Annotated in this window: 10 protein-coding genes and 5 tRNA genes; all 15 read left to right on the plus strand. The window is 43.2% G+C overall.

The features are described from left to right. Positions 1-59: 59 nt before the first annotated feature. The 15 genes from IW644_RS07010 to IW644_RS07080 all read left to right on the plus strand — a co-directional run bounded on the left by IW644_RS07010 (position 60) and on the right by IW644_RS07080 (position 13,462). Entirely contained in the window at positions 60-956 is an 897-nt protein-coding gene (locus tag IW644_RS07010; RefSeq protein ID WP_269917014.1) for a DODA-type extradiol aromatic ring-opening family dioxygenase, read from the plus strand. A gap of 169 nt (positions 957-1,125) precedes the next feature. After that, positions 1,126-1,217: transfer RNA gene (locus IW644_RS07015), tRNA-Ser, on the plus strand. Between the two features lie 319 nt (positions 1,218-1,536). Continuing rightward, a tRNA-Ser gene (locus IW644_RS07020) sits at positions 1,537-1,628 on the plus strand. A 254-nt stretch (positions 1,629-1,882) separates the two neighbouring features. Further along, positions 1,883-3,997, plus strand: coding sequence for a 5-histidylcysteine sulfoxide synthase (gene ovoA / locus IW644_RS07025; protein ID WP_269917015.1), 2,115 nt, complete (start codon positions 1,883-1,885; stop codon positions 3,995-3,997). Between the two features lie 327 nt (positions 3,998-4,324). Beyond that, complete coding sequence (locus IW644_RS07030; RefSeq protein WP_442864430.1) at positions 4,325-5,734, plus strand: aminotransferase class I/II-fold pyridoxal phosphate-dependent enzyme; 1,410 nt, start codon at positions 4,325-4,327, stop codon at positions 5,732-5,734. 223 nt (positions 5,735-5,957) lie between these two features. Next, the gene (locus IW644_RS07035; RefSeq protein WP_269917017.1) at positions 5,958-6,677 is read left to right on the plus strand and encodes a pirin family protein; all 720 of its coding nucleotides are present in this window, start codon (positions 5,958-5,960) and stop codon (positions 6,675-6,677) included. Positions 6,678-6,857: 180 nt separating this feature from the next. Then, positions 6,858-7,502, plus strand: a complete 645-nt coding sequence (gene uvrY, locus IW644_RS07040; protein ID WP_269917018.1) for a UvrY/SirA/GacA family response regulator transcription factor — start codon at positions 6,858-6,860, stop codon at positions 7,500-7,502. 31 nt (positions 7,503-7,533) lie between these two features. Beyond that, positions 7,534-9,351 (plus strand): excinuclease ABC subunit UvrC, encoded by a 1,818-nt coding sequence (gene uvrC / locus IW644_RS07045; protein WP_269917019.1) that lies wholly within the window; start codon positions 7,534-7,536, stop codon positions 9,349-9,351. Positions 9,352-9,473: 122 nt separating this feature from the next. Next, positions 9,474-10,046, plus strand: a complete 573-nt coding sequence (pgsA, locus tag IW644_RS07050; protein ID WP_179983518.1) for a CDP-diacylglycerol--glycerol-3-phosphate 3-phosphatidyltransferase — start codon at positions 9,474-9,476, stop codon at positions 10,044-10,046. A gap of 169 nt (positions 10,047-10,215) precedes the next feature. Continuing rightward, positions 10,216-10,291 (plus strand) — tRNA-Gly (locus tag IW644_RS07055). Between the two features lie 41 nt (positions 10,292-10,332). Continuing rightward, positions 10,333-10,406, plus strand: a tRNA-Cys gene (locus IW644_RS07060). 59 nt (positions 10,407-10,465) lie between these two features. Next, a tRNA-Leu gene (locus IW644_RS07065) sits at positions 10,466-10,552 on the plus strand. 217 nt (positions 10,553-10,769) lie between these two features. Continuing rightward, on the plus strand, positions 10,770-12,008 hold the full coding sequence (locus tag IW644_RS07070; RefSeq protein WP_269917020.1) for a tyrosine-type recombinase/integrase: 1,239 nt from the start codon (positions 10,770-10,772) through the stop codon (positions 12,006-12,008). 42 nt (positions 12,009-12,050) lie between these two features. Continuing rightward, positions 12,051-12,515: a hypothetical protein gene (locus IW644_RS07075; protein WP_269917021.1), complete on the plus strand. Its 465-nt coding sequence runs from the start codon at positions 12,051-12,053 to the stop codon at positions 12,513-12,515. An 89-nt stretch (positions 12,516-12,604) separates the two neighbouring features. Then, positions 12,605-13,462: a hypothetical protein gene (locus IW644_RS07080; RefSeq protein ID WP_269917022.1), complete on the plus strand. Its 858-nt coding sequence runs from the start codon at positions 12,605-12,607 to the stop codon at positions 13,460-13,462. Positions 13,463-13,508: the final 46 nt, after the last annotated feature.

The raw sequence follows: 13,508 nt of genomic DNA on the forward strand, positions 1-13,508 counted from the left end.
ACAGTCGGTTTCTATGGTAAGCCACCCCCCCCCGCACGGATACGATTTAGAGTAGCGCTATGAAAAAGCCAATCGAAATTACAACGCCATTGCCAGTACAAATTAGTACAGCGTATATATCTCATGGCGGAGGTCCGCTACCACTGCTTGAAATACAGACAAATGGTGAAGCGAATTCCCCCCAGTATCACAAGGAAATGATTGAAGCGCTCAAAACGTTATCAGCAGATTTACCCAGGCCTGATGTAATCATAGTAATTAGCGCTCATTGGGAAGAAGCAGAAGTCAGTGTTACTACTAGTCCACAGCCTCCCTTGGTTTATGACTATTATGGCTTTCCTCAAGAGGCGTACTCTCTTAAATACCCGGCGAAAGGAGAAGTTTCACTTGCAACTTTGTTATTAAAGCGTTTAACCGAACAAGGCATTGCTGTGCGGGAGGATAGGGCACGTGGCTTCGATCACGGAATGTTTATCCCACTAAGTATCATGTATCCCAACGTTGATGTACCCTGTATTCAAGTATCCATTACGTCTTGTTTGAATACGGAAAGGCATGTGCTATTGGGAGAAGCAATTAGGAAAGCTGTAGAACGCGGGATAAGGCCTGTAAATAGTGATGCAACGGACCAAGTGAATATTTTAGTATTGGGCTCGGGGTCTTCATTTCACAATATGCAGGGCTTTTTTGATAGCTCTGATGATGCAATGCGTAAAGCTACGCGCTTTAATAACTGGCTTCAGACAACCATGCAAACCAGCGCCTATAGTGAGAATGAACGCAAAACTCGGCTTGTTGAATGGTACAGCGCACCGGATGCGCGATATGCACATCCTAGAGAAGAGCACCTTCTTCCACTCCATGTTTGCTATGGTGTTAATAACAGAGCAGTTGATAAAGCGATGTCTTTAACGCTTTTAACCAAACCTGCAAGCATGTTTGTGTGGAGTGATTGACCAGTGCTTAACAGTGCTGCGTCAATATAAAGTATGATCAAATAATGTGTAATTTAAACCAGAGCAATTAAATTTTGAGCACTTTGTTTATCAATTGTTCGCTTAGGTCGAAATCTTGAAATTAGTGCTTTACAGGCCCTCAGAAATCATTAAGATACGCAGCACTCAAGGAGAGTTGGCAGAGCCCGGTTTAATGCACCTGACTTGAAATCAGACGTGGGGTCAAACCCACCGGGGGTTCGAATCCCTCACTCTCCGCCATATTCGAAAAACCCGCACACAGTTGCGGGTTTTTTTATGGCTAAAACAAATGTTTTGTTGAGTGAGAGTAGGAGCGCCGTCGCTCGACTAATAAACGCGAAAGACTGGCGCTGTGGAAAGGGCATTTATATCCCTTTAGTTGTACATTACGGAATCATTAGCTAGAAACAATAAGCGCGTTAGCAATGAAAATTGGTTCCGTTTTAACCAAAGGTGATTAAGCTTCTTGCAAAAAGATGAATATTTCACCAGTTGATTGATTTAATTGAAATTAGTGCTTTACAGCGTGCCGTAAATCATTAAGATAAGCGTCACTTCAGGAGAGTTGGCAGAGCCCGGTTTAATGCACCTGACTTGAAATCAGGCGTGGGGTCAAACCCACCGGGGGTTCGAATCCCTCACTCTCCGCCACATTACGAAAACCCGCACATTGTTGCGGGTTTTTTATGGGTGAAATATTTTCTGATCTCATCCTGTCTGTATCTTGTAATTACAAAACATTTCATAAAAACCAAGTTATGTCGCGCTTTATTCACAAAAGCTTGATATATATAAAAAGGTTTACAATCAACTGAAATCATTACGGCATATTAAAGCGGTGTACTCACACGTGTATCGTTGGTCCTACGCAGTTGGTAGTAATAACAAGAATTCAAGAGGACATTATGCAGGCAATGCCCACACTTAATCTTCGGGAAGGTACGGTTGAACAAAAAAGACAGGAAATAAAGGCGTATTTCCTCGACTCATTCAACACATATGAATCACTTTTCTCTTGCCTAGCGAATGACGAGGTCTATTACGAGCGACCTGAAAAGCTGCGTCATCCGTTAATTTTTTATTTTGGCCACACCGCCACGTTTTTTATCAATAAGCTCGTGCTTTCAAAGGCCATAAACGAGCGTATTAACCCTAAGTTTGAATCGCTCTTCGCTATTGGCGTTGATGAAATGAGTTGGGATGACCTCAATGATGAAAACTACGATTGGCCGCAGGTTGAAGAGGTGCGTCAATATCGAAATCAAGTACGCACCTTGGTATGCGACCTTATAGATACCATGCCGTTTAGCATGCCTATCGACTGGGACAGCCCAATGTGGCCTTTAGTGATGGGAATAGAGCACGAACGCATTCATTTAGAAACCTCGTCTGTACTTATTAGGCAATTACCTATTTCGTCTGTAAGAGCCAGCACAGAATGGCCTGTTTGCCCTACAATGCTCACTAAGCCTGAAGAGCTTGAACACAACGCATTAATTACGGTTCCAGCGCAAACGGTAATTAATGATAAGACTTGGGATAGTGCCTATTACGGCTGGGACAATGAATATGGAACTCAGCAAGAATCTGTAAGCGAGTTTAGTGCATCTAAGTATCTGGTAAGCAATGGCGAGTATTTAGCTTTCGTTAAAGACGGCGGTTATCATAATGCGAAGTATTGGGAAGCCGAAGGCAATAAGTGGCGTGAATACACCCAAGCCCAATTTCCTGTGTTTTGGGTTAAAAAAGGCGATGACTATGTGTATCGCAGCATGCTTGAAGAACACCCACTCCCTCTAGATTGGCCAGTAGACGTTAATTATCATGAAGCAAAAGCCTTTTGTAATTACTTAAGCGAGAAGACTGGGTCGCTTATTCGTTTGCCCACTGAAAATGAGTGGCAAGCGCTGCGTCAGTACGCTGGTGTATCACAACCGATTTACGCCGATGGATTCAACATCGCTCTGCAAAAATATGCATCAAGTGAGCCTGTTAATGTTAATCAGTCAGGCGAGTTCTTTGATGTAGTAGGGAACGTATGGCAGTGGACTGAAACACCTATCTATCCGTTTGAAGGTTTTAAAGTGCACCCTCTGTACGACGACTTTACTACGCCAACGTATGATAACAAGCATAACCTCATTAAAGGTGGTAGCTGGGTATCTACTGGTAACGAGGCAATGAAAGACAGCCGTTACGCATTTAGGCGACATTTCTTTCAGCATGCCGGATTTAGATATGTTCAAGGAAAGCGAGTTATAGCAGTGAACGATTTTGATTATGAAAGCGATACACAAGTGTCGCAATATAGCGAGTTTCACTATGGTGACGAATATTATGGTGTGCCCAATTTCGCCAAAGCCAGTGCTCAGTTTTGTATCGACAATATGCAAGGACGTGAACATAGCAAAGCATTGGACTTAGGCTGCGCTGTGGGTCGTTCAACGTTCGAACTTGCCAAACATTTCGACCACGTTGATGGCATTGATTTTTCTGCTCGCTTCATTAAAACCGCATTTGATATGCAAGAGCGTGGTGAGATCCGCTATAACCTAATAGAAGAAGGTGAACTAACGTCATTTAAGGCAAGGAAACTATCCGCTTTAGGTTTAGAAGAAAGTGCAGAAAAGGTCACTTTTGCTCAGGGCGATGCGTGTAACTTAAAACCTCAGTATACGGGCTACGACCTTATCTTTATGGGGAATTTAATTGATAGAGTCTATAGCCCTAGGAAAGTATTGGCTGATATGGCAAAACGTTTAAACAAAGGCGGTTTGCTTGTTGTTGCCAGCCCCTTCACATGGCTTGAAGAATACACAGAGAGAAGCGAGTGGTTAGGGGGCTATAAAGATGAAAATGGTGAAACACTGAGTTCTACGCAAGCACTAGAAGACGCGCTAGGTAGCGGCTTTAAGCGCGTTGGCGAGCCTACAGAGCTGCCGTTTGTCATTCGAGAAACCAAACGTAAATATCAGCACACGCTTTCCGAGTTCAATGTATTTGAAAAGGTAAGCGATTAAAGGCTAGATAAAAGACGCTTGTGTCATGCTTTGGTGCCTAGTTTTGGAGCCGCGCTTTGGGTTATAACACTAAACAAAGCGTGGCTTGATATCTGAGGTGGCATGTTGTTTAAATAAACACCTATATAAATAATAACTGAGAACGCGTTGTGCTTGTTACAGTGCCAAGAAGCCCTAAGCTCGAGTTAACAGGGCAACTCAACAGCACAAAAGCAGCATAGCAAGCAAAAGGGCAAAATACTGCCAGAATCTTAAGTAGAGAGTAAGTCGAGGGTGAACGAAGGGCAAAATCAACTCCCCGTGTTCAGCACATTTGAGCACGAGTTTATGCCTCACAAAGATGTGTGGCAGGCTCCCGCTCACCTGAAACTTGACCAAACTCGGCTAAAGTATTCAGCAATATTGCCGCGCTTTTATAGCACTGTGGCTCAGCAAACATCAGTCATAGATTCTCAGCAAGAGCCTATTGCTATGTGGATAGCCGATATGGATGTACCGCCATGCGATTATATTCTAAGTGCAGTTACAAAAAACCTTCGCTCAACATATGGATATCAGTCTCTTGATATTGGTGAGGCTGTGGCTAAACGTTTTGAACGCAGTTCACCGAAATACAGCCGTTTTGAGGTAAAGAGCAGTGATGTAGTTGATGTGGCCAGTGTTATTGGCGCAATAGACGTAGCGCTTCGAACATTTTGTAAAGCCAGGCAGAAGGTGATGGTGTTAACGCCGACCTATTCGCCCATAGTCGAAACGGTGAAAAACAATGATTTAGAACCAATATACATACCAGTAGGGCAGCCAGACTATACCGTTGAAGAGAAATATACTGATGTAGCTTGGTCACACACTAGTAATGAGCAAAGTATCGATGATTCGTTTAACGAGATAGACCTTAACGCTTTAGACAAATCTTCAGTTGCATTTGTTATCTGTCACCCCAACAACCCTACTGGCACAGTATTAAGCGCTTCAGCACAACGTAAAATCGTGGATTTTTGCGCTTATCACAATATTTTGTTGATCACTGATGAAGTACACAGTGAATTTGCATTTAACTCACATAACGAGCCGACCCTTATCCCTATCTTTGGCTGTGAACTTGATAGCGCATGTTTAAGCGAAGCTGAAAAAAGCGAGCAAGATAAACCAATAGATAAAAATATCGGTCACACACCGCGAATTATCCACCTTAATAGTGCCTCTAAGGCCTTCAACCTAGCCAGTATTCCCGGTGCTTCGTACGCAGTTATTAAAGATCAAAGAACCCGTGATAAATTTTCACAAGCCATCAGTGCCCGGCACCTTAACGCAAGCAATTTGGGCAAAGTTGCTCTTATTGCGGCCTACGAGAATGGCAGCACCTGGTTGGATACGGTTAAAAGTGCGTTAGCCTTTAATAGAAAGCTAGTTGTGCGCTTTTTCAAGCACTACGGCATCAATGTAAGCTATACCATGGGAAGCGCTGGCTACTTCCTCTGGCTAAATCTCGCCTCATTTCCACTGAAGATCTCACAACCAATGGTTTCTGTGGAAACGGCAAAAGATTCAATGGGAAAGGAGTCTGATCAGATTCTTCGTTATTCACCTGTTGCAAGTGTGGAACAGTGTATAGAGCGGGGCGTAGTAGGTAACGATGGCGCCCCTTTTGGCGCGCCAAATTATATAAGGCTTAATTTGGCCTGTCATCCTGCGGTTATCGAAACCGCACTGCAGCGTTTGTGCTTTACGTTGTAGCTCTTAGCTACTGCTTAACTTGAATTACACGCCAATAAGTTTCTAATCGAACTTTTTAAATTCTAAATAATAGAACAACTAACTCTATAATCCCGCATTTTATTCCTACTAAAAAGAATTAAACTAACTGTATTGCGAATCAAATCAACCAATATAGAAGCTCCTACGTGGCATGTGGAAAGTTAAAAGGTGTTGTAAGAGCAGAAAGGTTTAAGGAATCAACATGATGTACTTGCGAAAAGCGAACGAAAGAGGAAAAGTTAATTTTGGCTGGCTAGAAAGCCGACACAGTTTTTCATTTGGGCACTATTATGATGCGAAGCACATGGGCTTTTCAGCGTTAAGGGTGATTAATGATGATATTGTTCAGGCAGGTAGAGGCTTTGAGACTCATGGCCATAGAGATATGGAAATCATTTCATATGTAGTGAGCGGTGCCTTAAAGCATAAAGACAACACGGGCAATGAGTACGTGGTACCTGCGGGTGATATACAAGTGATGAGTGCGGGTCGCGGCATTATGCATTCAGAGTTTAACCCCTCTAGTGAAGAACCTGTGAACTTTCTTCAAATCTGGATTGTGCCAAATGAAAAAGGTGGGACCCCAGGTTATACCCAGAAAACCTTCGGTAGTAATGCGGGTAGTAATGAAAAGCTGGAGTTGCTTGTAAGCAGCGACGGCAAAAATGGTTCGTTGAAAATTAAGCAGAATGCGTCAATAAGTCGCTTGACCTTGAAGGCTCAAGAAGTTTGGCAACGAAATGCTGAAGGGCAAAAAGGGTATCTTCATATCATTTCAGGTGGGGCAAAAGCTTCGGCGAAAAGTACACGTGAAGTAGTTGAACTGGAATCTGGCGATGCTGTTGGGATCTATGAGGACGATAATATTACGCTCACTGCCTCTCAAGATTTAATTGCCCTTTGGTTTGATTTACCAATTTAATTGACTAAAGGTAATCTAGATCAATAATTTAGTTTCAATTTGTGTATCTCTACTTCAAGAATCTTTATCTCGTGGTATGATGGCTATGATAAGGTTTTAGGCTGTTAATAATTATCATTAACGAATATTGACAGTCTTTAACCTAGTTGTTTAGAAAACTGAAGTCAGTGAGATACTAGAGTGATAAAAATAATCCTAGCAGATGACCACGATTTGGTCAGAAGAGGGATACGCCGAATTCTGGAAGACGTAGAAGATTTTACCGTTATCGATGAAGCGAGTAACGGTGAAGATGCGGTACAAATGTGCCGAAAAAATGCGCCAGATGTGGTACTCATGGACGTGAACATGCCCGGTATTGGCGGACTGGAGGCGACAAAGAGAATTGTTCGCATGTCAGAAAATACGCGGGTAATATGTGTTTCAATGCACAAAGAAAGCCCAATACCTATGCAGGTAATGGAAGCGGGTGCGTTTGGATTTCTTACCAAAGACGCAAAGCCAGATGAGGTCATTCTTGCCATTCATAAAGTAGCGGCGGGGCAAATGTATCTCGACAATGAAATGGCCAATAGCATTGCGATAAGTAAGTTATTGCCAAGTTCGGATAATCCATTTGATGAGCTATCGAGTAGAGAACTTACAATAGCCATGAGATTAACCGAAGGTCATAAAGTGCCAGATATTGCTCGAGAACTTAGCATCAATTCAAAAACGGTTAATACCTACCGTTATCGTATGTTCCAAAAATTAGGCGTGACGTCTGACGTAGAGTTAACACACTTAGCCTACCGTCATAAGCTAATCAGTCCTAATACCTTTTAAGCGTCACGAGACGCATAACGTCAAAGTGATTATGTCTGCATTTGATTCAGCAGCATTTCTTAAGAATTTAACCTCTCAACCTGGTGTGTACCGTATGTATAACAGCCAGGAAGAGGTTATTTACGTAGGAAAAGCCAAAAACCTTAAAAAGCGAGTATCAAGTTACTTTCGTACTAACCTTGATAACGCTAAAACGCGTTCGTTAGTTAGCCAGATTGCTAACATGGACGTCACCGTTGTAAATAGTGAGACCGAAGCGTTTCTACTAGAGAACAACTTCATTAAGAAGTATAAACCGCGTTACAACGTGGTAATGCGTGACGACAAATCTTACCCTTTTATTTTTTTATCAGATCACGAACATCCTCGGCTTTCTTTCCATCGCGGCCCTCAAAAGAAGAAGGGCGAATATTTCGGGCCATACCCGAGTGCAGGGTCAGTTCGAGAAAGCTTACGTTCTATGCAGCGTATTTTTCCTGTACGTCAATGCGAAGACAGCTATTACCGTGCGCGTAGCAGACCTTGCCTTCAGTATCAGATGCAGCGATGCAGCGCGCCTTGTGTTGAAGGCTATGTTAGCGATGAGGAATATCAAGAACAGGTCAATTTTGCTCGCTTATTCTTAAAAGGTAAAAACCAGCAAGTCATTGGTGGGCTGGTGGACAAAATGGAAAAAGCCAGCGAAGCATTAAACTTCGAGGCCGCCGCGCGTTATCGCGATCAGATAAACGCATTAAGGAAAGTACAAGAGCGACAATGGGTTGCCGGTACCCAAGACGAAATGGATGTGTTTGGCTTCGCGTTCAAAGGCAACATGGCCTGTATCCAGGTTATGTTTATTCGCGAAGGGCAGTTATTAGGCAGTAAAGCGTATTTCCCTAAAGTACCCAATACGGCAGACGAGCAAGAAGTTTTCGAATCTTTCTTCCTACAATTTTATTTAGCTGGCAACAAAGTCATTCCTAAACAAATCGTGTTAAGCAACACACTTAGTGACGAAGATGCTATTGCAGATGTACTTGCCAGTGAAGCAGGGCACAAGGTGCATTTCTTCAAAGGGGCGAGGGAAGAGAAGCGTAAGTATCTGCAGCTTGCCCAATCAAATGCACAAACCGCCTTAGATGCTCAATATAGCCAACAAAAGTCTGTGTTTGCCCGTTATTTAGACTTAGAAGCGGCCCTTGAAGTGGATACCCCCATTCAGCGCATGGAATGTTTTGATATTTCTCACACCTCTGGTCAACAAACAGTGGCGTCCTGCGTGGTATTCAATCGAGAAGGGCCACATAAAAGTGATTACCGTCGCTACAACATTGAAGGCATAACACCTGGAGATGACTATGCGGCTATGGCGCAAGCATTAAAGCGTCGCTATAAGTCCGTTAAAGAAGTGCAGAAAATTCCGGACCTTCTATTAATAGATGGTGGTAAAGGTCAGCTTGCCCAAGCTGAGGCGTTTTTTGAAGACTGGCCTCATGATAAAAAGCCCATGCTTTTAGGTGTAGCAAAGGGCACTACCCGTAAGCCCGGCTTAGAAACCCTGATTTTGGCAGGCAGTCATCAAGTGCTTCCAATGGATAGCCATTCGCCTGGGCTTCACCTTATTCAGCATATTCGCGATGAATCACACCGATTTGCTATCACTGGGCACCGCAACCGCCGTCAGAAAGTGAAAACGACCTCAAGCCTTGAAAGTATTCCTGGTATAGGCGCTAAGCGTAGACAAACGTTGTTGAAGTTTATGGGCGGCTTACAAGGTCTTAAAAAGGCCAGTAAAGATGAAATAGCAAGTGTACCAGGCATCAGCCCAGAACTGGCGGATACTATTTACGACCACCTTCATCAATAAATGACTGAGTAACAAGCAATACATTGCAAATTAAGGTAATGTGTTGTGAAAATGCAAGAAGCTGAGTTAAGAGCTACTGCGCTAAAACGCCCATAGAGGCATAACACCGAGATGTAATTTTTATGTGGACTGTTCCAAACTGTATTACTTTATTTCGAGTAATCCTTATACCTGTTTTTGTGGTTGTTTATTTTCTTGATTGGCGCTGGGCGCACGAGGCAGGGGCCTTTATCTTTTGGCTGGCAGCCATTACCGACTGGTTTGATGGGTATTTAGCTAGAAAACTTCAGCAATCTACACCCTTTGGCGCCTTCTTAGACCCAGTAGCAGATAAACTTATCGTTGGTGCCGCGCTTCTTATGATCACACATAGTTATGCAAACCTTTGGATAACTTTGCCATCCATTGCGCTTTTAGTACGTGAAATTTATGTATCGGCGTTACGTGAATGGATGGGTTCGAATGGTGTAAGGGATGCAGTTAAAGTGTCTTTTATAGGTAAAGCTAAAACAACTGCGCAAATGTTAGCCTTAATTGGATTACTTTCAGGGTTAGAAACTTTTATGGGCGTAACAATTTATTGGGTTTCTTTAGGTTATATCCTTTTATATTTCTCTGCAGTGCTGTCAATTTGGTCAATGTTTGTTTATACAAAAGCGGCGTGGCCACACCTTCGAAGTGGCGCAGCAAAGTAGAATTGATCGCGGTTTAATCAAAGTGAATAAAAAAATAGCAAACGATCATAAAAAACCGCATTTATCTCAATTTAAACGCTTTTTTGTGTTGACAGTTTTGAATGGGTAGGTAGAATGCACCCCACATTTCGAGAGGACATCAACCAAACGAAATGGTCGATTAAGACATGCGGGAATAGCTCAGTTGGTAGAGCACGACCTTGCCAAGGTCGGGGTCGCGAGTTCGAATCTCGTTTCCCGCTCCAATCTCTTAGAGATAAGTTTTAATCACGCGCCAGACGCATCTGGCGGAATGGCAGAATGGCTATGCAGCGGATTGCAAATCCGTCTATCTCGGTTCGACTCCGGGTTCCGCCTCCAAACGCTGCAACGCAGCATCAGGTTCTACGCCTGACACCTTTGCTGAAAAGCAACCCGATGCCCGGGTGGTGAAATTGGTAGACACAAGGGATTTAAAATCCCTCGCTGGTAACAGCGTGCCGGTTCAAGTCCGGCCCCGGGCACCATTTCATAGTTTTTAATAGTTTCTTACAGTCAATTTCACACTCCAAATTCCCTATTTTTCAGCATTTACAGTGTCTACCTGTATATTGTCGTCTATTGTCATCTCGTGGTACATGGTGCTACATTCGGTGCTACACAGATTCAATTACGACTAAATAGCACCAGCAAGTAAGCATGTTGGTAGCACCAGTCGATTAATCAGACGATAGGTAGCACCACATGCCCTTAACAGACATTCAAATAAAGCAAGCTCAAGCAAGCACAAAGGATATTTGGCTCACTGATGAGAAGGGCCTGCGCTTGCTCGTGAAAAAGAATGGCTCTAAGTACTGGCGTCTTAAGTATCGTTTTCAGGGTAAACAAAAGACATTGGCAATTGGCGTCTATCCAGAAGTGTCTTTGAAGGATGCACGAGAAGCAGTATCAGAAGCTAGAAGGCTATTAAGGGATGATATTGACCCTAGCGCTATAAAGCAGGAAAAGAAGCACCTTTCTTCTGTAAGCGAAATAGAACTGTTTAACACTCAAGCACGGCTTTGGTGGAACAAACAAAAGGGCCAGTGGAGCGAGGGCCATGCCGCCCGAATTTGGACTCGTTTAAATGATAATGCGTTGAAGACGCTAGGCAAGCGGCCCATTGGTGAAATCACACCTCAAGATATAATTAGAACCGTTCAAAAAATAGAAACGCGTGGCGCGCTCGATGTTGCACAAAGAGTACTTCAAGACATAAGGCGTGTGTGTCGTTTCGCTGTACAGACTGGCGTTCTACTCCATAACCCTGCTTCTGAGCTATCCGGAATACTGGAAAAGCGTAAAACATCGCACAGGGCCTCTTTACCAAGGGAAGAATTGCCACAGTTTCTAAGTGATTTAGATGATTACCACCAGCAAGGCCGCTTGCTCACCAAGCTAGCTATTGAACTATTAGTACACACTTTTGTTAGACCTGGTGAGTTAGCCGGTGCTCGTTGGGATGAATTCGACTTAGAAGAAAAGCTATGGCGGATACCAGCGCATAGAATGAAAATGAAGTCCGATCACATCGTGCCACTTTCTAGGCAAGCACTTGCAGTATTAGAAAATACTAAGCCGTTCAGCGCTCGTTTCGAGTTCGTTTTTCCTTCTGAAAGAGATAGGTTCAAACAAATGTCTGACAATACTATGCGAATGGCTATTTTTCGCATGGGGTACGATGGTGAGACTAAAGGCAAAAGCAAGGCTAACCCACATGGGTTCCGTGCTACGGCTTCCTCGATTCTGAATGAAACAGGCTTTAACCCTGACGCAATAGAACGTCAGCTTTCACATATGGAAAGGAATGGTGTTAGAGCTGCTTACACGCACCATGCTCGTTACTTAGAAGAACGTAAAGAAATGATGCAATGGTGGAGTGATTACTTAGATAGTCTTAAGAATAACGGTAACGTTACGCCCATTTTTAAAAAACAAGCCTGATGAGTGTCGTGCAGGGTCAATTAACTTCGGTAGGGAATTAATATGGAAATCAATAATAGATTGAAGAATTACTTAGACGCAGGTGAGCATGAGAGTCAGCTACTAGCGTTCACCAGTTTGTATAACACCATGCAGCTTGTTATAGATGGTGGTCGCAGCTATACAGACTCACAATCTCAGACGTTATCAGAAACGCTCAGCTTAATGTTACCCGCATTTAAAAGTACGTTAACCCAGCTTGAAAGCATTGGTAAGGGTGATAGTTCTAAAGACCTAGCGTTAATCATTAGGACAAGAGAAGCTTCAAGTGCCCTAGCAGATGAAATGCTAGGAATTCTAGAAAACGGCGTATTCCAACAAAAAGACTCATCTACAGAGTATCAATCATTTAGAAGTGCCTGTTATAGCGTCAGTTCTCAGATATGTGACGCTTCACACGAATATCATGCGATTCTTCATAAGTATATCGACCCTGACTATAACGTGCTGACTATCACCGCAGCTTAGCCTTATAAACTGGCGCTAGGGTAGCTCCCGAAAAGTGACCCCAATCACCTGTGCCAGTTCCTCTTTATGGGATTCCGTAGGGGTACGGTATGACAAAAATGCTCGGTTCATTAGATGAAGCATTATCATCGTGGGAAAATGAAATTCTTCCCGATCTACAACACAAGGTCAGAAGCATACAAAGCCTTAATAAGGAATTAGCCACGACACAAAGCGAAGGTAGCCGTGAATATATTAGTTTACTTATTGATAGGGCTGGGCGCGCTTCACAAGCTATTAGCGACATACCTAGGCTCTTTTATGATAACCCTGATAACGCTTATATCTGGAAAGATGCTATATCCTGTAGTGACTACGCAGCTTCAGACTTACTTGCTGTAATCGTAATGGGGTATTTAGGGCCTGATAACCCCCAAGGCAAGCTAACAGCAAAGGATAGGCAAAAGTGGAAAGCTGATGTGGCTCAAACGTCACAGAAACTCGCAGCCCTTTTATCTGGAAGCGAATTGCAATCAGTATCTGACGAAAGAGTATTTAACCTATACAAAGACCTTGCGTGGCTTATTGATTTTCATGTAACAAACAGAGAAGAAGCGAAGGCATTAAAAAGTGCATTAGAGGATAGAGTTTTTGAGTCGTCACTTGGCTTTATGTGGGACTTAGAGAGACTTACTCAGGTTAACGCTGCTTCTGAACGTTTTAAGTCATGGCATGATTTGCAATATACCTATGAGCCGTTCTGGCCTGAAATTACTCTAAAGAAACCTAATGATGCTAATGCACCACGGGCTTACTTTATCCGGTATGTCACTTACTGTTTGCTCAACCTAACAAACAAAGCCCAAATAGACCGCGTAAAGCGACTATCTGACACTTTCTATAGTGAGGTCGATACTAAGTCAATACGGGGCCTTACAGCGGATTTAACTGCAGCACACAAAAGGTAGGCCTCTGTGTAATAGGGGAAATGTGATAATTACCGTTTTGAAACCT

The organism is Alteromonas sp. PRIM-21 (genome assembly GCF_027563165.1).
GTDB lineage: Bacteria > Pseudomonadota > Gammaproteobacteria > Enterobacterales > Alteromonadaceae > Alteromonas > Alteromonas macleodii_A.